This window comes from Rhodococcus sp. YH1, from assembly GCF_009939605.1.
GTDB lineage: Bacteria > Actinomycetota > Actinomycetes > Mycobacteriales > Mycobacteriaceae > Rhodococcus > Rhodococcus aetherivorans.
In genome coordinates this window covers 1-20,977 of sequence record NZ_WVTE01000022.1, presented here as the reverse complement: position 1 = coordinate 20,977, position 20,977 = coordinate 1, and the positions used below count along the sequence as shown (strand labels likewise).

At 69.6% G+C, this 20,977-nt stretch carries 21 protein-coding genes; 9 read left to right on the top strand and 12 right to left on the bottom strand.

The window, feature by feature from the left end; genetic code table 11:
• Positions 1-21: 21 nt before the first annotated feature.
• The gene (locus tag AIIKEEIJ_RS02540; RefSeq protein WP_006933904.1) at positions 22-951 is read left to right on the top strand and encodes a sigma-70 family RNA polymerase sigma factor; all 930 of its coding nucleotides are present in this window, start codon (positions 22-24) and stop codon (positions 949-951) included.
• Positions 952-1,026: 75 nt separating this feature from the next.
• Here the strand turns inward: AIIKEEIJ_RS02540 and AIIKEEIJ_RS02535 are convergent, their stop codons facing one another.
• Positions 1,027-2,121: a VOC family protein gene (locus AIIKEEIJ_RS02535; RefSeq protein ID WP_006933903.1), complete on the bottom strand. Its 1,095-nt coding sequence runs from the start codon at positions 2,119-2,121 to the stop codon at positions 1,027-1,029.
• A 221-nt stretch (positions 2,122-2,342) separates the two neighbouring features.
• Here AIIKEEIJ_RS02535 and AIIKEEIJ_RS02530 point away from each other — a divergent pair, with 221 nt between their 5' ends.
• The 5 genes from AIIKEEIJ_RS02530 (at position 2,343) to AIIKEEIJ_RS02510 (ending at position 7,197) form a co-directional block, all read left to right on the top strand.
• Positions 2,343-3,221 carry an acetaldehyde dehydrogenase (acetylating) gene (locus tag AIIKEEIJ_RS02530; RefSeq protein WP_029542312.1) on the top strand — a complete coding sequence of 293 codons (879 nt, stop codon included), beginning with the start codon at positions 2,343-2,345 and terminating at the stop codon, positions 3,219-3,221.
• Positions 3,218-4,291: a 4-hydroxy-2-oxovalerate aldolase gene (gene dmpG, locus AIIKEEIJ_RS02525; protein ID WP_006933900.1), complete on the top strand. Its 1,074-nt coding sequence runs from the start codon at positions 3,218-3,220 to the stop codon at positions 4,289-4,291. The genes AIIKEEIJ_RS02530 and dmpG overlap by 4 nt, the downstream gene beginning before the upstream one ends.
• Before the next feature lie 15 nt (positions 4,292-4,306).
• Positions 4,307-5,785, top strand: a complete 1,479-nt coding sequence (locus tag AIIKEEIJ_RS02520) for an aldehyde dehydrogenase (protein WP_043799230.1) — start codon at positions 4,307-4,309, stop codon at positions 5,783-5,785.
• 165 nt (positions 5,786-5,950) lie between these two features.
• Positions 5,951-6,703, top strand: a complete 753-nt coding sequence (locus AIIKEEIJ_RS02515) for an SDR family NAD(P)-dependent oxidoreductase (protein ID WP_161994870.1) — start codon at positions 5,951-5,953, stop codon at positions 6,701-6,703.
• A gap of 65 nt (positions 6,704-6,768) precedes the next feature.
• The gene (locus AIIKEEIJ_RS02510; RefSeq protein WP_006933894.1) at positions 6,769-7,197 is read left to right on the top strand and encodes a tautomerase family protein; all 429 of its coding nucleotides are present in this window, start codon (positions 6,769-6,771) and stop codon (positions 7,195-7,197) included.
• 121 nt (positions 7,198-7,318) lie between these two features.
• On the opposite strand, the gene nphA is transcribed toward AIIKEEIJ_RS02510, so the two are convergent.
• Positions 7,319-7,849: an NADH-dependent flavin reductase gene (gene nphA, locus AIIKEEIJ_RS02505; protein WP_006933892.1), complete on the bottom strand. Its 531-nt coding sequence runs from the start codon at positions 7,847-7,849 to the stop codon at positions 7,319-7,321.
• 28 nt (positions 7,850-7,877) lie between these two features.
• The gene (locus AIIKEEIJ_RS02500) at positions 7,878-9,440 is read right to left on the bottom strand and encodes a 4-hydroxyphenylacetate 3-hydroxylase family protein (RefSeq protein WP_043799290.1); all 1,563 of its coding nucleotides are present in this window, start codon (positions 9,438-9,440) and stop codon (positions 7,878-7,880) included.
• 237 nt (positions 9,441-9,677) lie between these two features.
• Between AIIKEEIJ_RS02500 and AIIKEEIJ_RS02495 the strand changes: the two genes are divergently transcribed.
• Positions 9,678-10,700 (top strand): AraC family transcriptional regulator, encoded by a 1,023-nt coding sequence (locus AIIKEEIJ_RS02495; RefSeq protein WP_006933888.1) that lies wholly within the window; start codon positions 9,678-9,680, stop codon positions 10,698-10,700.
• 54 nt (positions 10,701-10,754) lie between these two features.
• Here the strand turns inward: AIIKEEIJ_RS02495 and AIIKEEIJ_RS02490 are convergent, their stop codons facing one another.
• Together AIIKEEIJ_RS02490 and AIIKEEIJ_RS02485 are read right to left on the bottom strand one after the other, a co-directional pair.
• Positions 10,755-11,783, bottom strand: a complete 1,029-nt coding sequence (locus tag AIIKEEIJ_RS02490) for an NADH:ubiquinone reductase (Na(+)-transporting) subunit F (RefSeq protein WP_006933887.1) — start codon at positions 11,781-11,783, stop codon at positions 10,755-10,757.
• Between the two features lie 2 nt (positions 11,784-11,785).
• Positions 11,786-13,000, bottom strand: coding sequence for a cytochrome P450 (locus AIIKEEIJ_RS02485; RefSeq protein ID WP_029542310.1), 1,215 nt, complete (start codon positions 12,998-13,000; stop codon positions 11,786-11,788).
• Between the two features lie 131 nt (positions 13,001-13,131).
• Here AIIKEEIJ_RS02485 and AIIKEEIJ_RS02480 point away from each other — a divergent pair, with 131 nt between their 5' ends.
• Positions 13,132-14,136 carry an AraC family transcriptional regulator gene (locus AIIKEEIJ_RS02480; protein ID WP_044475768.1) on the top strand — a complete coding sequence of 335 codons (1,005 nt, stop codon included), beginning with the start codon at positions 13,132-13,134 and terminating at the stop codon, positions 14,134-14,136.
• Positions 14,137-14,259: 123 nt separating this feature from the next.
• Here AIIKEEIJ_RS02480 and AIIKEEIJ_RS02475 read toward each other — a convergent pair whose 3' ends face one another.
• The 6 genes from AIIKEEIJ_RS02475 to AIIKEEIJ_RS02450 all read right to left on the bottom strand — a co-directional run bounded on the left by AIIKEEIJ_RS02475 (position 14,260) and on the right by AIIKEEIJ_RS02450 (position 19,414).
• Positions 14,260-15,525, bottom strand: a complete 1,266-nt coding sequence (locus AIIKEEIJ_RS02475; RefSeq protein ID WP_029542306.1) for an acyl-CoA dehydrogenase family protein — start codon at positions 15,523-15,525, stop codon at positions 14,260-14,262.
• A gap of 132 nt (positions 15,526-15,657) precedes the next feature.
• Entirely contained in the window at positions 15,658-15,855 is a 198-nt protein-coding gene (locus tag AIIKEEIJ_RS02470) for a tautomerase family protein (RefSeq protein WP_006933877.1), read from the bottom strand.
• Positions 15,856-15,857: 2 nt separating this feature from the next.
• The gene (locus AIIKEEIJ_RS02465; protein ID WP_006933875.1) at positions 15,858-16,646 is read right to left on the bottom strand and encodes a 2-keto-4-pentenoate hydratase; all 789 of its coding nucleotides are present in this window, start codon (positions 16,644-16,646) and stop codon (positions 15,858-15,860) included.
• The gene (locus AIIKEEIJ_RS02460) at positions 16,643-17,437 is read right to left on the bottom strand and encodes a 2-keto-4-pentenoate hydratase (RefSeq protein WP_006933873.1); all 795 of its coding nucleotides are present in this window, start codon (positions 17,435-17,437) and stop codon (positions 16,643-16,645) included. Before AIIKEEIJ_RS02460 ends, AIIKEEIJ_RS02465 begins: the two co-directional genes overlap by 4 nt.
• Positions 17,438-17,482: 45 nt before the next feature.
• Positions 17,483-18,310, bottom strand: a complete 828-nt coding sequence (locus tag AIIKEEIJ_RS02455; RefSeq protein ID WP_050034847.1) for an IclR family transcriptional regulator — start codon at positions 18,308-18,310, stop codon at positions 17,483-17,485.
• Between the two features lie 213 nt (positions 18,311-18,523).
• Complete coding sequence (locus AIIKEEIJ_RS02450) at positions 18,524-19,414, bottom strand: LysR substrate-binding domain-containing protein (protein ID WP_161994869.1); 891 nt, start codon at positions 19,412-19,414, stop codon at positions 18,524-18,526.
• Between the two features lie 95 nt (positions 19,415-19,509).
• On the opposite strand from AIIKEEIJ_RS02450, the gene AIIKEEIJ_RS02445 reads away from it, so the two are divergent.
• Positions 19,510-20,154 carry a LysE family transporter gene (locus AIIKEEIJ_RS02445; protein ID WP_161994868.1) on the top strand — a complete coding sequence of 215 codons (645 nt, stop codon included), beginning with the start codon at positions 19,510-19,512 and terminating at the stop codon, positions 20,152-20,154.
• Positions 20,155-20,157: 3 nt separating this feature from the next.
• On the opposite strand, the gene AIIKEEIJ_RS02440 is transcribed toward AIIKEEIJ_RS02445, so the two are convergent.
• Positions 20,158-20,977 (bottom strand): MFS transporter (locus tag AIIKEEIJ_RS02440; protein WP_161994867.1); only part of this gene is annotated, 820 nt, incomplete at its 5' end.

The following is a 20,977-nucleotide window of genomic DNA, read 5'->3' as shown; positions in this document are numbered from 1 at the left end:
CCGACGACAGAATGTGACGACATGAGCGACGGAAACTTCTCGGCCCACCCCGGCGGCGCCTTCCCCGCCGAACAGTTCGAGGCACATCGGGACCATCTCCGGGCGGTGGCCTTCCGCATGCTCGGCTCGGCGAGCGAGGCCGACGACGCCGTGCAGGAGGCCTGGCTGCGCCTGCACCGCTCCGGCACCGACGAGGTCGCCAACCTGGGAGGCTGGCTGACGACGGTGGTGAGCCGGGTGTGCCTGGACATGCTGCGCTCCCGGGGCTCGCGCCGGGAGGTCCCCCTCGATCAGCCCGACCGTCCCGAACCTGGGTCGACGGACCCGCGCGACGTTCCGGAAAGCGCTGCACTGCTGGCCGATTCGGTCGGTGTGGCCATGCTCGTCGTGCTCGACACCCTCGCCCCGGCCGAACGCCTCGCGTTCGTGCTGCACGACCTGTTCGCCGTCCCGTTCGACGAGATCGCCCCGATCGTGGAGCGCTCCCCCGCCGCCACCCGCCAGCTCGCGAGCCGCGCGCGGCGGCGCATCCAGGGCGCGACCGCCCCACGGGCCGACCTGATGCGCCGCCGTCGCCTCGTCGACGCGTTCCTCGCCGCGTCGCGGGAGGGACGGTTCGACGACCTGCTGGCCCTGCTCGATCCGGACGTGGTCCTTCGCGCGGACGACGTCGCCGTGGCGACGGCCCGTGCCGGCGCGGCTCACGGCGCACCGGCGCTCGCGCACGAGCTTCACGGACCTCACAGCGTCGCAAAGGTTTTCGACGGCCGCGCCCAGGCCGCCCGGACGGTGCTCGTCGACGGAATGCCCGGTGCCGCATGGGCGCCGGGCGGCCGTCCGCGCACGGTGTTCGCCTTCACGATCGAAGACGACGCGATCGTCGAGATCGAGGTGGTGTCGGATCCCGGGCAGCTCGCGGCGCTCGAGGTGACGTTCCCGGACGCCGGCTGACACGCGGGTGCGCACCTCTCGTCGCGGCACGCCGGAGACCGGCGCGGGAGGTGCGCACCCGCAGAAGGCCAGGGCTCAGACCGGGGATCCCGAAACCGCTCGGGAATGGTCGATTTCGTCCGGAACCGCGCGTTCCGCGGCACTCACCTCCGGGTCGTCGACGGGAGCACCGGGACCGAAGTGCGAGAACTTCTCGATGTGCTGATCGAGTGCGAGCGGATTCGGGGTGCCGTAGGTGAAGTACGTCTCCCACGGCAGCTTCGCGCCGCCGACCGCGAGACCGGTGTCGATATCGGACATCTGCCAGGTCTTGGTCTCGGCGTCCGGATCCAGGTGCAGGTAACCGGCCTCGCCGAACAGTTCGATGCGGTTGCCGCCCGGCTCGAACACGTAGAGGAACTGCCCCTGGGTGATCCCGTGCTTGTCGGGGCCGGCCTCGATCTGGATGTCGTAGTCGCGGAACATCTCGACCGCATCGGCAAGGTGCTGGCCGGTGCCGTAGTAGAACGCGAGGTGGTGGAGCTTGCCGCGGCCGCCGGTCATGTCCCGCATGCAGGCGACCTCGTGGCCGAGCAGGTTCGAGCTCATCCAGGCGCCGATCTCGACGTTGCCGTCCACGACGCGTTCGGTGGTGCGGAATCCGAGGTGCCGCTCGAACGAGTCCTTGAGCGGGGTGACATCCGAGGCCATCAGGTTGAGGTGGTCGATCCGCTTGACCGGAATCCCCGACAGCGGCTTCTTCGACGGCCGCGAGAGGATCTTGCTCTGCAGTTCCTGCGGGGCGACGTACTTCTCCACCTCCCACAGCAACTGCAGGTTGTGACCGTCCGGGGACTGGAACTCGAAGGTCTTGCCGTAGCCGAACTGGTCCTCGCTCCACGTACCCTCGACGTTGCCCTGCTTCAGCGACGCCACGCGGCGCTCGAGCGCCTCCGGCGAACTGGCGCGCAGCGCGGCGTGGCCCATGCCGGCTTCCGGCGCCTCGGTGACCTTCAGGCTCCACTGGTACGGGTCTTCGTACCCACGCAGGTAGACGGACTGCCCCTCCCGATGCGTGACGTACATGCCGAGGAACTTCGTGAAGAAGTCGAGGGTTTCCTGCGGCCTGGGGGTGAACAGTTCGGCACGGGCGAGGTGCGCGATGTCGAAACGGGCAGTGGGGTCGGTCATGGCTACTCCTGATCTCCGCTGGCCGGGCTTGCTGCTCCGGTTGTGGTGGATGTCACGAGCTTGCGGGGGTGCCGGCGCTTCCGTCAGCGCTGTTCGGGATAGCCGAACACCGATCGGATCACGGCCGGGCGTGTCCGGTACCGCCGGATCACCCGCCGTCTACCAGAGGATCGCCCCTAGCGTCGGCAGCATCACCCCGACACTGGAGGGAAGGCCCACAGATGAGTCGATTGAAAGCCGCGATCGTCGGATCCGGGAACATCGGGACGGACCTGATGTACAAGCTGTTGCGGTCCGAGCATGTCGAGCCGGTGTACATGGTCGGCATCGATCCGGCCAGCGAGGGACTCGAGCGGGCCCGGCGGGAGGGCCTCGAGGCGTCCGCGGAGGGGCTCGAGTGGCTCCTGGCCCGGCCCGAGCTGCCGGACGTGGTGTTCGAGGCCACCTCGGCGAGGGTGCACGCCGCGGCCGCACCCCGGTACGCCGCGGCCGGCATCACCGCGATCGACCTGACGCCCGCCTCGGTGGGCCCGTACGTCGTGCCCGCGGTCAATCTCACCGAACACCTCGACGCACCGAACGTGAACATGGTCAGCTGTGCCGGTCAGGCCACGATCCCGATCCTGTACGCGATCAACCAGGCCGCGGACGCCTACTACGGGGAGATCGTCGCCGCGATCGCCTCGCACAGCGCCGGCCCGGGCACCCGCCAGAACCTCAGCGAATTCAGCGAGAAGACCGGCCGGGCACTCGCGCAGGTCGCCGGCGCGGACCGCGCCAAGGCGATCTCGGTGATCAACCCGGCCGAGCCGCCGATGAACATGCGCGACACCGTCTACGCCAAGGTCCGCCACCCCGACCCGGACGCGATCGAACGCGCCGTGGTCGAGATGGTCGCCAAGGTGCAGCAGTACGTCCCCGGCTACACGTTGCGTCTGGTCGATGTGGACGGCGACCTGGTCACGGTCATGCTCGAGGTCGTCGGCGCCGGCGACTTCCTGCCCACCTACGCCGGAAATCTCGACATCATCACCGCCGCCGCCGTGCAGGTCGCCGACGTCATGGCGCAGCGCAGCCTCGTCCAGGGAGCAGCCCAGTGAGCACCACCGACACCACCCACACCCCCGGCACCCCCGGCGGGCGCCGCAAGGTCACCCTCGTCGACACCACCCTGCGCGACGGCATGTCGTCGGTCTCGCACCGGTTCACCCCCGGCAACGTCGCCGACATCGCCCGCGGCCTCGACCGGGCCGGGATCCCCACCATCGAGGTGGCCCACGGCATCGGCCTCGGTGCCTCCTCGATCCAGTACGGCTTCGCCGCCGCCACCGACCCCGAGTACGTGCGTGCCGCCGTCGACGCCGTCGACGATGCGGACATCGCGGTGCTGTACGTCCCGGGCATCGCCACCCTCGCCGAACTGCAGGGCGCGATCGACGCCGGCATCAAGACCGTGCGCGTCGCGGTGCACTGCACCGAGGCCGACTGCGCCCAGCAGCCCGTCGAGTGGGCCAAGGACAAGGGCCTGAACGTGATGACGTTCCTGATGATGAGCCACAAGCTCGAGCCCGAACCGCTCGCCGAGCAGGCCGCCAAGCTCGACTCCTACGGCGCCGACGTCGTCTACGTCGTCGACTCCGCCGGCGCGATGGTGCCCCGGCACGCCGGCGACCGCGTCGCGGCCCTGCGGCAGGCGATCTCCGCCGACATCGGTTTCCACGCTCACAACAATCTCGGGGTCGGCATCGCCAACGCGCTCACCGCGGCCGAGCACGGGGCGACGTTCATCGACGGGTCGCTGCGCGGGCTCGGCGCCAGCGCCGGCAACGCCCAGACCGAGGTGCTCGCCGCCGCGTTCGAGCGGGCCGGCTGGGACACCGGGGTCGAGCTGTTCCCGCTGATCGACACCGCCGAGCACGTCGTCGCCCCGCTGATGACCGAACCGCAGATCGTCGACGAGACCGCCCTGATCCTCGGCTACGCCGGGGTGTACTCGACGTTCTTCCACCCGACCAAGCGGGCCGCGAAGAAGTTCGGCCTCTCCACCCGCGAGATCCTGCTCGAGCTCGGCCGCCGCGGCGTCATCGGCGGGCAGGAGGACATGATCGTCGATGTCGCCTCCGAACTGGCCGGCCGCACCTACGAACTGCCGGCCCGAGCCGGCGTCTGACCCGGGGAGACTGCCATGACACAGACCCAGAACACGCCGTCGGTGACGCAGGTCCGGCACCTGATCGGCGGCGAATGGAAGCCGGCGTCGGACGGGGCCACCTTCGAGTCCCGCGACCCCCACGACGGGGCGCTGCTCGGGGTCGTGCCCGCGGGCACCGCCGAGGACGGTGCCGCGGCGATCACCGCCGCCCGCACCGCCTTCGACGACGGCCCCTGGCCGCTGCTGTCCCCGAAGGAGCGCGCGAAGATCCTGCACGCGGTCGCCGACACGGTCGACGCCCACCGCGAGGAACTCGCCCTGCTCGAGACCCGCGACGGCGGCAAGAGCATCAACCAGTCGCTGCACGCCGAAATCCCCCGCGTGGCCCACAATCTGCGGTTCTTCGCCGACTACGTCGCGATGGCCGCCAACGAGGCCTACCCCGACGGGGACCTGCTGTCCTACGTGCTCTACCCGCCGGCCGGTGTGGTCTCGGCGATCAGCCCGTGGAACGCACCCCTGATGCTGGCCACCTGGAAGATCGCCCCCGCGTTGGCCTTCGGTAACACCGCGGTGCTCAAGCCGGCGCCGCAGACCCCGCTGACCGCGCACCGCTTCGCCGAACTCGCCCTCGAGGCCGGACTGCCCGAGGGCGTGCTCAACGTCGTGCACGGGTTCGGCGGTGAGGCCGTCGCCGGGCCGCTGACCTCGGATCCGCGGGTGGATCGGATCACCTTCACCGGCTCGAGCGCGACGGGCGTGAAGATCCTGCAGGCCGCGGCAGTCAACCACACCCCGGTCTCGGCGGAGATGGGCGGCAAGTCCGCGAACATCGTCTTCGCCGACGCCGACCTCGACGTCGCCGTGCCGATGGCGATCCGCGCGATCTTCGGCGGCAACGGACAGGTGTGCCTGGCCGGGTCCCGGCTGCTGGTGCACAACAGCATCATGGACGAGTTCCTGGCCCGGTTCACCGAGCAGGCGAACACGCTCACCGTCGGCGACCCGAAGGACCCGTCGAACTTCCTGGGCCCGCTCATCGAGCAACGCCACCTCGACAAGGTGCACGGCTACGTCGAACTCGCCCAGGAGGAAGGCGGCAAGGTCGTCACCGGCGGCGCCCGCCTGACCGACCAGGCCCGCGCCGGCGGCTTCTACTACCCGCCCACCGTGATCACCGGGCTGAGCAACGACTCCCGCACCGCACGCGAGGAGATCTTCGGTCCGGTCGAGACCGTCCTCGGCTTCGACACCGAACAGGAGGCCCTGCGCATCGCCAACGACTCCCCCTACGGCCTGGCCGGGATGCTGTTCACCCAGAACCTGGACCGGGCCCACCGGATGGCCGCCCGCTGGAAGGCCGGCACCGTGTGGATCAACACGTTCTTCGAACGCGACCTGCGCCTGCCGTTCGGCGGCGAAGGCGCCAGCGGCCTCGGCCGCGAAGGCGGCCAGTACTCGCGCGAATTCTTCACCGAACCCCGCGCGGTCACCCTCCGATTGCGCGGCTGAAACGGCCGGAGAATCGGATTCGCTCCGCAGACCGGAATCCGCCCACGGCATCTTGCGTGGGCGGATTTCTGTTCGGCGCGTCGATCGCGGCCGAACGACCAATCGCCCGTCCCGCTACTGCGCGGATCGTCCGGGCGTTCCACAACGGCAAGAGGGAGCACAGGTATGACTTCGTCCTCAGTGTGTGTCGTCGTCGGCGCGACCGGTGCGATGGGCACCGAGTTCACCCGTCGCCTGGCCCGTCGCGGCCTTCGCGTGATCGCCGTCGCCCGCAACGCCGACGACCTCGACAAGCTGGCGGCCTCGGACGACCTGATCGTCCCGTGCGTCGCCGACATCGCCGACGACAGCGCGATCGAGGCGATCGCCGCCCACGTCGACGCACCGGTGCGGATGGCCGTGTTCGCGGCCGGACTTCCGGTGCGCGGCTCGGCCGACACCATCGCGCCGGGAGACTTCGCGGTCGGCGCGAACATCAAGGTCGGCGGGCTGGTGCGGCTGCTGCACGCCGTCCGCGACCACCTGGTGCCGGGTTCGCGTTTCGTGACGATCGCCGGGTCGCTCGGGCTCGAACCCGGCCCGCTCGACGCCGGGCCGGGGACGGTGAACGCCGCGGTCTTCAACCTCATGCGCCAGCTCAGCGCGCTGTACGGCCCGAAGGGCGTCACCACCCACACCATCGCGCCGGGGCCTGTCGACACGCCACGGCTGCGGAGGTTCGTCGAGACCGAAGCCGCCGAGACCGGCCGCGACCCCGGCGAGATCTGGAACCGCTACCGCGCCAAGACCACGCTCGGCCGGCTACCGACTCTCGACGAGATCGGCTGGACTCTGGAGATGCTGCTCGCCCCCGAGGCCGCCGTGCTGCACGGAAGCGTCCTCACCGTCGACGGCGGGACCCGGCACGGAGTCCAATAGTCACGGAGTCCAATAGTCACGGCGTCCACTAGATCTGTACCCCAAAACGTCACAAAGGAGCGGCCATGCCCGTTGCACACTTCCATCTCGTCGACGGCGCCTACACTGCCGAGCAACGACGTCGGCTGCTCGCCGACGCGAGCCGCTGCTACGCGGAGGTCCTCGACTCCCCGATCGAGCGAGTGCGGGCGTTCGTCGTCCGGTACGACCCGGACGACGCCGCGACGGCCGGGACGGTGATCGCCGACGGCGGCACCCCGGCCCCCTACTTCACCGCGATCGTCCTCGCCGGACGCCCGATCGAGCAGCGCCAGGAGTTGGCGGCTCGATTCACCGATCTGATCGTCGAGATCCTTGGGGCGCAGCGGGATCTGGTGCGCGGACAGATCGTCGAAGTCGATCCGGTGAACTGGTCCATCGCAGGCAACCCGGCCGCTGCCACGCGCGCCGGCGAGATCACGGCGCGCGCGGCGGCCGCACAGCCGGCGCGGTGATCAGCGGGGCATGAGCGAATGTGCCGTTACGTCGATCTATCCGACACAACGGCACATTCGCTCGGGGGTTCGAGAGGCGGGGTGACCGCGACGCCCGCCGCGGCCACCCCGCCCTGCTCGATCAGAACCCCCAGGGTTCGTCCCTGCCCTGCAGCTCGAGCGACCGGAAGGTGCCGGTGTAGAACACCAGCGGGTGCCCGTCGTCGTACCAGAGCCGCTCCACCCGGCCCACGTGCAGGGTGTGGTCACCCGCGGGATGCGAATCGACCACGGTGCACGCGAGGTGAACCAGTGCACCTTCGAGGAGAGGCACGCCCTTGCGCCACACGAACCGGACCAGATCCGGCTGGTTCGCCGCGCCGGCGAAGTGCAGGGACAACGGTTCCTGGTCCCCGGCGAGGATCGAAACGCCGTACCGCCCCGCCTCGCGGATCCGCTCGTTCATCTTGGCGCGGTTGGCGATCGATACGAGCACGAGCGGCGGATCGAGCGACACGGAGGTGAACGCGTTGGCGGTCATTCCGTGCACCGAGGCCTCGTCCTCGGACTCGGCGGTGGTGACGATGGTGACGCCGCTGGCGAACCGGCCGAGGGCCTTACGCATGTGCAGAGGCGTGACGTCGAGATCGGATCCCCGGGCGGTGTCGGTCATGACCGTGCTCCTCATCGCTGCGCCCCGTTCAGCTACGGACGATCTTCAGATCGTCGTTGTTGATCAGATCCGGACGCGTCCAGCCGTCGATGTCGTATTCGGACATGCACTGCTCGGCGAAGCCCTTGAGCTGGTTGTCCAGGCCCTGAGCCTGGTAGGCGAACAGCGTCTGGAAGCGCACGGCCTCGTGGTCGCCGCCGTAGTTGCGCTCGTACAGCTCGTGCCTGCCGCCGAACTCGGTACCGACGGCATCCCAGAGCAGCTTGAGCAGCTTGACACGATCGATGGCCACGATGCCGTTCGACCCGCGAACGTACTGGTCGAGGTACGGCCGGATCTCGGGGTTACCCCAGTCGCTCGCATGCGAATTCAGGTAGATCAGGCCGCTGCCGAGGGTCTGCTGGATGATCTCCTTGATCCGCGGGTAGCCGACGCCCATGAAGGTGCGGTAGGCGAGACCGTAGTTGAGGTTCGGTTGCACGGCACCGTTGACCCACGGATCGGGCGTCTTCGCCATCGCGTCGGACAGTCCCCAGAACATGTCACGCCAGTTGAGGATCTCGCCGATCTGCATCTGCACGCCGCGGAATCCGGCCGAGCCGGTCATCTCCACCGCCTTCATCACACAGCCGGCGATGAAGTCCAGCTTCACGGCGAGACGGGCGCAACCGTGGAACATGAAGCGAGACATGAAGCCCGACTTCATCACGAACCCGTTGGTCGTCTCGGTGTCGTAGGCGAAGACGTTCTCCCACGGCACCAGCACCCGGTCGAACACCATGATGGCGTCGTTCTCGTCGAATCGGCTCGAGAGCGGGTAGTCGAACGGCGTACCCATGACGGCGGCGTTCATCTCGTAGGACGTACGGCAGAACAGCTTCAGGCCCGGCGAATCCATCGGGACGGTGAAGATCAGGCCGAACTCCTTCTTGCGGAGCGGCAGGCCGTAGTGCGCGATGAAGTTGGCGTTGGTGATCGCCGACCCGGTCGCCACCACCTTGGCGCCGGACACGATCAGGCCCGCGTCGGTTTCCTCCACCACGTGCACGCAGATGTCGGCGGTCTCGTCGGCGGGCTTGTCGCGGTCGATCGGGGGGTTCACGATCGCGTGGTTCATGTAGATCACGCGTTCCTGTGCTTCCTTGTACCACCGCTTCGCGTTGTCCTGGTACTCCCCGTAGAACTCCGCGTTGGCTCCGAGGGTGCCGAGGAACGACGCCTTGTAGTCGGGCGAGCGGCCCAGCCAGCCGTACACCTCGCGCTGCCAGGTGGCGATCGCATCACGAGCGAGGAGCAGATCGTCGGCACTGTGCGCCGTCTTGAAGAACGGATGGGTGAATCCTCCGTTACCGGTGTCGGTCGGCACCGACAGGATGCCCTTCGCTTCCGGCTTGTGCATCGCGTCGTACATCCGGGCCACCGACCGGACCGAATTGCGGAAGGCCGGATGTGTGGTGACATCGTCGACCCGCTCGCCACGGAAGTACACCTCACGACCGTCGCGGAGCGACTCGATGTACTCGTCGCCGGTCATGGGCCGGACGGTGTTGGGCGCTCCGACGGCGTCGCCCAGGATCGATGTGGTCGTCATGGTCTTCACTCCTGGTCTCGGGGGTGTGGTGCAGGAATCGGCTCGGGTGGGGAACGGCACGACGGGCGTCGACCCGGCCCGGCCGTATCCGCCGACTTCGGAGGATCCCGGCACCGATCACGCTGGCGCGCTTCGGTAACCGTCCTCGGTGGTCGCGCGGGGCCGGGGGTTGGGATATCGTTCCGGGCGCCACGTTCCTGTGATCTGTAACACTAGAAGGCGGAGGTGTGGTGGAACATGGCTGAGCGCGAACAAACGGGTGACTCTGCGCGCAACGGAGCGGCCCCCGGCATCGTTTCCCTGCGGACGCAGGAGCTGGACACGAGCGAGGGGCACACCCGATGGGCGAGCACGCTGGGGCAGCTGTACTGCGAGATGGACGTCGCGTGGCCGAACCCACGACGTCACTTCGACGCGGAATGGGGCGGCCGGCCGTTCGGCGATCTGCACGTCAGCACGATCCGGGCCGACGCCCACACGGTGGTCCGCTCGCCCGCGATGGTCGACTCCGACTCCGGTGCAGGCTATCTCGTGTGCATCGTGACCGAGGGCCACGTCGAGGTGCAGCAGTCGGGCCGGACCACGACGGTCGAGCGAGGGTCGTTCGCATTGCTCGACTGCGCCACCCCGTTCGTCTTCCACTCCCCCGCACCGTTCCGGCAGATCGTCGTGCGGTCTCCTCGTGAACTGCTCACCTCGCGCCTGCCGGGGCGGATCGTCGAACACGGCACGGCCCGCACGATCTGCGGCGAGACCGGGCCGGGCGGACTGGTCGGTCGTTTCTTCGTCGACATCGCGTCGATGAATGCCCCCATCTCGCGGGGGGCCGCCGTGTCGTTCGCCTCCTCGGCCGTCGACATGCTGGTCACCGCCCTCACCGAAGGCACTGTCGCGACCGGTGCCGCCCAATTGCACCGCACGGAAGATCTCACCCGCGTCCAGCGGGTCATCGAACAGAAGCTGCACGATCCCGAGCTCACGCTTCCGGACGTCGCCGCCGACGCCGGGATGTCGTTGCGCAACGTCCAGAAGCTCTTCAGCGCAGCGGGCACCACTCCGCGCGCATGGCTGTATCAGGCACGGCTCGAGCGCGCGCGGAAGTACCTGCTGACGACCGAGATGTCCGTCGCCGAGGTCAGCGAATGCGCGGGCTTCCGGGACGTCTCCCACTTCAGCAGGACGTTCCGCGCCGCCTTCGGCGCGAGCCCCGGCCAGTATCGGAAGGAACGCGCCGGCCGCGAACCGGGGCACCGACACTGAACGACGACCGGCCGGGTGCTCGGGCTGAACCCGAACACCCGGCCGCGGAACCGGTCACACCGGCGACATCACCGGCGGCGCGCTGCCGACGGTGAACTCCTCCTTGAAGATCAACCGGGGCGCCATGCGACGCCGTTTGAGCGCCTTGACCGCCGCGGTGACCATGGCGGGTGGCCCGCACAGGTACGCGCTGCGCCCCTTGCAACTGGCGAAGTCGTCGAGCACGGCGTCGGTGACCACGCCGGTGGCGCCGTCCCACTGCTCCTCGCTGAGTACAGGGTGGTAGCGGAATCGGGGATCGGCGGCCTCGAGAGCCCGGAAGAAGTCCACGTCGTACAGATCCGCCTGCCCGCGCCCTCCGTGGTACAGGTCGATGCTCGGGACAAGATCGTTGGAGAGTGCATGGCGCACAATCGACTTCAAGGGGGCAAGCCCCGTTCCGCCGCCGACCAGAATGGCCGGTTCTTCCTGGGGACGAACCAGGGCGAACTGCCCCAGCGGCCCGCGCAGCCCGATCCGGTCTCCCGGCCGAAGCGAGCCGAAGATCCACCCCTCCGTCGCGAGCCCTCCATCGACCCGCTTGATGTGGAACTCGAGCCGGCGCGACTCGGAGGGCGGATTGGCCATCGAGTACTGACGCGCCACAACGGAACCCGGCACGATCAGCTCGGCGTACTGACCGGCGGAGAACTCCATCGGCTCGTCCAGTTCCACGACGAGCCGGCGGGTGCACCGTGCGATGTCGGCCAGCTCGAGCACGGTGCCGGCGTGGTCGCGCAAGGGATGCCTCGGCCCGTCCGGGGGCACGTCGTTCAACGGCGCGACGGTCAGATCGGTGCGAGGTGTCGCCTGACAGGCGAGTGTGAGCCCGGACGCGCGCTCCGCCTCGCTCAGGATGGTCTCGTCGGGCCGGCCGTGGTCCACCTCGCCGCACAGCACCCTGATCTTGCAGGTCCCGCAGGTGCCCTGCGAGCACGCGTGCGGCAACCAGCGGTTCGCCCGCAGTGCGGACTCGAGTACCGAACGGTCGGGCGCGCCGGGAAAGGCCCCGTCCTGCCCGGAAACGGTCACCGAGTGGCTCACGACTACACCTCCCATCGGACGTGCAGGCCCTGCGGGCCGCGGAAGGTCCAGCCCCAGAAGCTCGGGGTGCGGTCGGGGTCGGGTTCGATGTTCGGGATCGTCTCGAACAACTCCTCGAGGGCGATCCGGACGATCGCGGTCCCGAGGTAGGTGCCGGCACAGGCGTGCTTGCCGGCGCCGAAGGCGAGGTGCGGCATGACCGGCCGGTCCACGTCGTAGGCGTCCGGGTTCGCCCACACCGTCTCGTCGCGGTTGGCCGAGCCGTACGCGAGTATGACCGGCGTACCCGCGGGCAGGTCGACGCCGCCGACGGTGACCTCCCGGTTCGCGACCTTGACGGCGGCGCTCCAGATCGGCGCTACCCAGCGCGCGCCCTCGTTGACCGCCCGCGGGAGGAGATCCGGATCGTCGACGACGCGCTCGAGCTGGTCGGGATGCTGCAGCAGGCCCGCCAGTGTCGTCGTCATGACGTGACCGGGCTCCTGCAGCGCACCGAGCAGGAAGACGTAGATGTTCGGGTAGATTTCCGACCGCTCCCGCACCTGCCCCTCCGGCATTCCGTCGTGCAACCAGTGCGAGATCAACGTGTGGTCGGGATTGCGGGTCCAGTGGTCGAGCAACGGATCGACGGTGGCGACGATCTCCTCCTTGATCCGGTCTCCGGCCTCGAAGGGCTCGGCATGGGCGAACTCGCCGTTCTCGTCGACCTCGGCGTTGCCGTACGACAGCGCGAGCGTCTGGAACCACCGCACGAGCGTCTCCGAGGGGACGTTCCGCAGACCCATCAGGTCACCGACCGCACGGACGCTGACCGGAGCGAAATAGGCCTCCTGGATGTCCACGGCCCCGAGTTCCTCGATCCGTTCGAGGATGCTCCGCGCCTGCGGCCGGACCAGCGCTTCCACGTAGGAGTCGACCGCGGCGGGCCGGAGTTGCGGATCGATCCATTCGCGCAGCTTGCGGTGCCGCTCGCCGTTGGAGTCGAGCACGGTTCCGGTCCCGAACGTCCGCCCGCCCGAGGGGGCGATCACCGTGGACCACGTCTCGGAGTCCTGGGTGATCTGCAGGCACAGCTCCCTCGTGGCCACCACGTGCATCCCGATCGCCGGGACGTAGGCGACCGGCGCCTCCCGGCGCAGCCGCTCGTAGATCGGATTCGGGTCGCGGTCGAGTTCCTCCATGGTGATCTCGTCGATCCAGGTATGGGTGGTGGTCATGATGTCGCTCTCCTGTCGTGGGCTCATCCGGAGATGACGGCCGGGGTCGCGCAGACGGGGTGTCCCGCGGTATCGTCCGCCCGCCGAGTTCCTGTGATCTGGAACACTAGAAGGCGGAGGTGAGCGGGAACATGACCGACAGTGCACCGAAGGATGACTCCCCGTGCACCGCGGCGTCCGGCCGGAGATTGGCGCTGAGCACGCGCGAACTGGAGTCCACCGAAGGTCGTGCCCGGTGGACGGACACGCTCGAGACGACCTACTGCGAGATGGACGTCGACTGGCCGCAGACGCACGACCGTTTCGCGGCGGATCTGGTCGCGCGCCCGCTCGGGGAGATGACCGTCAGTGTGGTGCATGCCGATCCGCACGCGGTGGTGCGGACACCGTCGATGATCACCTCGGATCCGAACGACGACTACCTGCTGTGCTTGATCACGCGCGGTTCCGCGATCCTGACGCAGGGGACCCGGTCGGCGACCCTCACCGACGGCGCCTTCGGCATCGTCGACTCGTCGGCACCGTTCGTCGTCGACGCCACAACCGAATTCGAGCAGATCGTGCTGCGCACGCCGCGTGAGCAGCTGACCTCCCGCCTTCCCGTCGAGCTCATGAACAGCGTGACAGGCCAGGGCATTTCCGGGCAGTCCGGAATCGGCCGGTTCGTGTCCCGGTTCCTCGTCGAGGTCGCCACCGCCGATACCCCCTTGTCGCAGGGCTCTTCGGCAACCGTTGCGGCCGCGGCGCTGGATCTGCTCGTGAGCGCGATCGGTGAACAATCGCCCCCGTTGAGCGCCACGAAGCGGATCCACGCGGACGACCTTCGCAAGGTGCAGAGCACCATGGTGCGGTATCTCCGAGACCCCGACCACACGCTCGCCGATGTCGGCGTGGAACTCGGAATGTCCGTGCGGTACATCCACAAGTTGTTCAGCACGGCGGGAACCACCCCCCGTACCTGGCTGTACCAGGTACGCCTCGGACGCGCGCGTGCCCTGCTGTCGGAAACCGACCTCACGGTCACCGAGATCAGCGGCCTGGTCGGCTTCCGGGACGTGTCCCACTTCAGCCGTGCCTTCCGTCGGCAGTTCGGCTCCAGCCCCGCGCATTTCCGGCTCGGTCGAGCCGTACGATAGTCGCCGGGACGGGCGGACCGCGTGCACCGCGCGTCCGCAGTCCCGCGAGAACCGTTCGTCCCGTTTCCTCGCCGGAGATCGACGACCGTCCCGCGCTCCGAATGATGTGCGGAGAATGTTCCGTTATCCGGTGTGATCGCGTCCGAAGATCTGTCGTGCGAGGACCCATCGCTGGATCTCGTTGGCGCCCTCGTAGATCTCACCGATCTTGCTGTCCCGGTATATCGCCTCGACCGGTCCTTCGGTGTCGTCGGCTCCGAGGGACTGCACGAATCCGAGTCCGCCGAACGCCTGCACGGCATCCCGGGCGATGCGCGCCGCCAGGTCGGTGCCGCGCAGCTTCGCCATCGCCGCTTCGGGCTCGGGAAAATGCTCCCCGGCGTCGAGCCGAAGAGCCGCTTTCAGGTACAGGCTGCGGGCGGCCTCGAGATCCGCCGCGTAGTCGGCCATCACGAACTGCCAGTGCTGTTTGGAAGCCAGCGAACCACCGAACGCGTGCCGCGACTTCAGATGCGCGACGGTGCGGTCGAAGGCGGCCTGCGCCATGCCGACGCCGGCGGCGCCGATTCCGATGCGGCCGTACGTGAGTGTCCGGAGCGCGACGCGCAGGCCGCCGCCGACCCGCCCGAGCACCGCTTCCGGTCCGAGCCGAACACGGTCGAGGATCACGTCGGCCGTGATCTGCCCGCGGTTGCCGAGTTTGCGGTCGGGTGTGCCGACGGTGACGCCCGGTGCGCTGGTGGGAACGATGAAGGTGGTGAGGCTGTCGCCGGTCCGGGCGAGCACGACGACGACGCCGGCGACGACCGAATTGGTGATCCACCGCTTGCGGCCGGTGAGTACCCACCCGTCGCCGTCCGGGCTCGCGACGGTCTGCACCGCTTCGGGAGAGAGATCGCTCGACGCACCGGGCTCACTCGTCGCGAACGACCCGACGATCTCCCCGTCGACGACGGGACGCAGCCATCGGTGCCGTTGCTCCTCGGTGCCCTGGTCCAGTGCCGTGCCGGCGAGGATGCAATGGACGTCGTAGATGGCGGCGACACTGTTGGAGTAGTACGCCAGTTCCTCGACGGCCACCGCGGTGGCCGTGGCGCGATGCGTGAGTCCGTCGCCACCGACGTCCGCGGTGAAGGGAATGCGGAACAGACCGTTCGAGGCCATGGCCTCGAACGCGTCCCGCGGGAACCCGTCGAGGCGCTCGTCCCCGCCGGCGATCCGGCCGGCGATCGGCGCGACAGCCCGGGTGGCGAAGTCCCGGACGCGGTCGCGCACCTGTCGCACCTCCGGTGGCGACAGCAGGTCGTGGTACATCCGGTCCGCCACCCGTTCGCAGCCGGGCTCGGGCTCGGCAACCAGGGTCAGGGCGCGCTGTCGGTTCGACGTCATCGGGTTCTCCGGGGGGATACAGGGGATGGTGTCTCCCTTGTGTATCCCGCGGCCCCGCCCCGATCCGGTCCGATCACGATGCTCGACTTCGTCGCCGGCGGGCGTTGTCGCAGTTCGGGATATCCGGACCGTTCAGGCCCGTGTCTCACGCTCGGCGATCGTCACATCACCCGCCGCGAAGTGTGTCTTCGGCGTCTCCCGCAGCACCACCCGGATGTTGGGCAGCGGCGCGTCCAGGGCCCGGTGCGCCGCCTGGGTCAGTTCGTGGATCAGCCTCCGGAGCTCGTCCGGGCTGCGCCCCTCCGCGATCGTCACGTCGATGAACGGCATCGTCAGCCTCCCGCGACGGTGACGGTGCCGAGGGTGGTGAAGTGCGCGGCGATGCGCGCCCCCGGCTGCACCGGCACCGCGTCGGTCATGCCGCCGGTGAGCACCACCCACCCTGCCTCGATGGCGAGTCCCCGCTCGGCCAGGGTGTTCGCGGCGAAGGCCAGCGCCTCCGCGGGATGTCCGTGCACCGCGGCGCCCGTCGCCGAGTCCACCACCTCGCCGTCGACCTCGAGCAGGCACGCCTCGAGGGCGAGATCGAGATCCTCCGGCGCACGGCCGACCGGACCGGTCACGTACCGTCCGGACGAGTTGTTGTCCGCGACGGCGTCCATCATCGAGAACTGGTAGCCGGAGAACCGGCTGTCGATGATCTCGATCGCGCCGACCACGTGCTCCACCGCGGCCAGCGCGGTCGCGGCCGAGACCCCGGGTCCCTCGAGCCTGCGGCCCATGACGAACGCGATCTCCGGCTCCGCGCGGGCGTGGATCATCTTCTCGCGCGGGACAGGCTCGCCGATCGGCAGGATCATCCGGTCCGTGAGCCACGCGGTGGACGGCGAGTCCACGCCCACCTGCCGTTGCTTCGCCTTCGACGTGACCCCGAGCTTCACGCCGGTGAGCCGCTCGCCGCGGGCGAGCCGCATGCGCAACGCGATGTCCTGCGCGGCGTACGCGGTCCCCAGGTCCAGTCCGTCCCATTCCGCGAGGATCGACGTCTGCGGGGTCGCGGTGTCCTCCGCACGCAGCAGCACGTCGGCGACGCGGGCCGCGCTCCACAACTGGTCGCTCATTTCTCGTCCTTTCCTCCGAGCACGGCGGTGACGCTGCCGAGCCCGCTGATGTTCGCCACGACGGAGTCGCCCGCCGCCACCGGGAACGCCCTGGTCATGGAACCTGGAAGCACCACATGCCCCGGTTCGAGGGTGACCCCGAGCGGGCCGACCGTGTTGGCCAGCCACACCAGTGCGTTGAGCGGGGACCCGAGCACGGCTCCGCCTGCTCCCGTCGCGGTGAGTTCACCGCCTATGTGGAGCGTGCATCCGATCAGCCTCAGGTCGACGTCGCCGAGGGAGACCGGCCGGCTCCCCAGGATCACCCCGCCGGAGGAGGCATTGTCCGCGATGGTGTCGAAGATGCCGATCTTCCAGTCCCGGATCCGCGAGTCGACGATCTCGAGTGCGGGCAGCACGAAGTCCACGGCCCGCGCGGCTTCGGCGGCGGTGACGCCCGGACCGGCCAGCGGCCGGCCGAGCACGAACGCCACCTCGGGCTCGATCCGCGGCTGCAGGAAGCGGCCGGCGGGGATCGGCTGGTGCTCGAGGTGGAACATGCTCGCGGTCAGGTGCCCGAAATCGGGTTGATCGACGCCCATCTGCCGCTGGATCGCACGGGAGGCCAAGCCCACCTTGTGGCCCTTGACGACATCACCGGCCAGCGTCCACTGCTCGACCTGCAGCTGTTGGATCCGGTAGGCGAGTTCGATCGACGCGTCGGGATGGTCCGGGGTGAGCGGATCGATCGGTTCCCCCGTGCGATACACCTCGAGCAGTCGGTCTGCGGCCTTGTGGGCGGCGGTGTCCATGGCTCCTCTTTTTCGCTTGTCTCGTTCGTGCGGTCGGATTCGTGGTCAGGAGGCGCGTGGGCTCGCCGCCGTCAAACCGGCGGCACCCGGGTCGTCCCGCAGGAGCACGGGACTGCAGTCGTGGGCTTCGGCGATCGCCCGGGTGATCTCGTGCGCGGCACCGACCACGGCCCGCTCGAGCTGCGGTCGCCGCTGGACGAAGCGCGTCGCGGGCACGCTCACGCTCACGGCCGCCACGACGGAACCCAGGTCGTCGCGCACCGGGGCGGCGACGCAGTGCACCTCCGAGACCGTCTCCCCGAGGTCCGCAGCGAAGCCGGCCGAGCGCACACCGGCCAGGGCGTCCAGAAGTGCCTGGGGGTTCGTGGTGGTCGACGGTGTCAGCCGCCGCAACGGGCGCATGGCCAGATACCGGCGCACCTCGATCTCCTCGAGTTGCGCGAGCAGCACCTTGCCCACCGCCGTGGAATGCGCATCCAGGCGCGTCCCGATCCGCGCACCCTGCACGGTGATGTTGTGATTGCCGAGAATCTTGTCCACATAGAGGACGTTCCATCGATCCATGACCGCGAGATGAGTTGTCTCGCCGCACTTCTCCACCAGGCGCTCGAGGACCGGGGCGGCACAGGACCGGACGTCGACGGTGCCGCGCAGCGTCTCTCCCAGCTCCACGACGCGCCAACCGAGCCGGTAGCGTCCGCGTGCGCGGCACTGGAGCAGCCCCGTGTCGACCAGGCTCGACAGCAGGGCGTGCGCGCTCGATCGGGGAACATCGATCGCCGCCGCGACCTCGGAGACTCCCCACTCGGGTTGCTGCACCGTGAACAGGTCCAGCACCGGTCCGATCCTCTGCACCGTCTGCAGTGACGCCACGTCCAGGTCCGTCCTTTCGGGTCGCGGCGGAGGCCTCGAATGCGCACCACCCGCCGCCGGATGCTTGTGATCTGGAACACTAGGTCCCCGGATGGCGGGCGAACATGGCTGGGAATGCACAGAAGGATGACTCCACGCGCACCGAGTGCGCACATCCCGTCGCGCGGCCTCGGAAATCGGCGCGAGACGTGCGCACTCGCGGGGCCTCGGCGGTTACGCGCCCAACGACATCCGCAGGTGCGCCACGACGTGCGCGAGGGTCGGGTCGTCGACCTGACCGGCGCGCCGGACGACGCTGACGACCCGCACGGCGCCGGGCGCGGGAATCGCCACCAGGTCCGGTCCCAGCGGCCTGCGGCCCAGTCGCGGCACCAGCGCGGCGGCGAGCCCGGCGCGCACGAAGTCCAGATGGATGTCGAAGTCACTCGACGTGCAGGTGATCCGGGGGCGCAGGCCGTGCCCGGCGAACATGGACATCAGCCATTCGTGGCACAGCGTCCCCTCGCCGGTGGACACCCAGTCCGACGACGAGAGCTGTTGCGATGAGAGCGTTTCGCCGAGGGCCGGCGGATGGTCCGCGCGCACGATCACGTCGGCGCCGTCGTCGAGCACATGTTCGGCGACGAGGGTGTCGGGCAACACCCGCGGCAGCGACCGCCAGTGGTGCAGCACGGCGACGTCGGCCCGCCCTGTGGCCACCCTCAGGGCAGCGTCGACCGGGTCGGCCTCGACGACCCTGACGGACAGATCCGGCCGGCCCATGGTGGCCGAGGCCAGCGCCGCGGGGATGCCGGCCCGGATCGCCGTCGTGAATGCCGCCACCGTGACCGCGCCGGCGATCCGCGACGATCCCGAGACCCGGAAGAAGGCCGATTCCAGCTGCCCGAGAAGGGGTTCGGCGTCGTCGAGGAGGCGCTGGGCGGCGGGGGTGAGCACCACCCGGCGGCCCGCCGGGGCCGTGAGGGCCGCGCCGAGGCGTCGCTCGAGCCGTTTGACGCGCTGGCTGACGGCGGAGGGCGTGTAGCCGAGGGCGCTCGCGGCCTCGGTGACCGTGCCGTGGTCACGCAGCGCACGCAGGGCCACGAGCCCGTCGACGTCGAGCATGTAGCAACATTACACAGAACCCTGCACAAAGCCGTGATGGACGTGCACGTTTCCGCGCGGCACTCTCGATCCTGTCCCGAACGGAAGGGGTTCCCGTGGTTTCTGCCTCCGCTGCGGCCGGGGTGGCCGTGGTCGCGCTGGGCATGGTCCTCACGCCCGGCCCGAACATGATGTACCTGACCTCCCGGTCGCTGGCGCAGGGCCGCCGGGCCGGCCTGGTGTCCCTCGCGGGTGTCGGCGCCGGGTTCCTCTGCTACCTGCTCGCCACTGCGGCCGGGCTCTCCGCCCTGTTCGCCGCGGTCCCCGTCGCCCACGATCTCCTGCGGTTCGCCGGCGCGGGCTATCTCGCGTATCTCGCATGGGGCATCCTGCGTCCCGGCGGCGGTGCACTCTTCGCCCCGGCCCCTGCGACCGAGCACTCGGCGGCGCGACTGTTCGGCATGGGCCTCGCGACGAACGTGCTCAACCCGAAGATCGCCCTGATGTATGCGGCGCTGCTGCCCCAGTTCGTCTCGCCCGCCGCCGGTCCCGAGTGGCGGCAATTACTCGTGCTCGGCACGGTCCAGATCGGGGTGGCGCTGACGGTGAACGGGTTGATCGTGCTCGGCGCGGCAGCCGTCGCGCGCCGCGTGGCAACGCACCCGCGGGCCGTGCGGGCGCAGCGCCTCGTCACCGGCACGGCCCTCGGGGCCTTCGCCGTGGCGACGGCCTGCAGCCAGGCGCCGCCCGCACGGGCGTAGGGCTCAGGCCTCGAGCACCTGCCCCTTGCGTTCCGGCAGCGTGTAGGCGGCGACGGCGGCGACGGCGAACGCCGCCGCGAACACCCCGAAGACGAGCGGGTTGCCGCCGGCCGTGAGCAGCCCGGGCACCAGCAGCGGCGCCAGGATCGACGCGATGCGCCCGAACGCGGCCGCCGCACCGGTCCCGGCGGCCCGCACCGACGTCGGATACAGTTCCGGACCGATCGCGTACAGCGCGCCCCACGCGCCGAGGTTGAAGAACGACAACGCCATTCCGGCGGCGACGATCCGGGTGGGGGTGTCGGCGAGGCCGAACAGCCCCGCGGCCGCCGCCGAGCCGACGAGGAAACTCGCCAGGGTGGCGCGCCGCCCCCACACCTCGATCAGCCACGCGGCGACCGCGTACCCCGGCAACTGCGCGAGCGTGATGATCAGCGTGTACTGGAAGGACTTCACCAAATCGAAGCCCTGGGTGACCAGCAGGCTGGGCAGCCAGATGAAGGCCCCGTAGTACGAGAGGTTGATGCCGAACCACACCGTCCACAGGGCGACGGTCCGGCGCCGCAGCCGCGACGACCAGATCGACTCGGCCGCCGCCGGGTCGGTGCGCACCGGGCGCGACGTCTCCTCCTGGTCCGGGGGCGCGTCGACGCCGGCGGACGTCTCGAAGGACCGGACGGCCGTCTCGGCCTCGCCGTAGCGGCCGCGGGGCTGTTCGGCCTCGCCGACACCCCCACCCGGATCGTCGCCGCCGGAATGGCGTTGTCGTTCTTCAACCTCGGCGCGTGGGGCGCGCTGTACGCGATCGGTCCGGAACTGTATC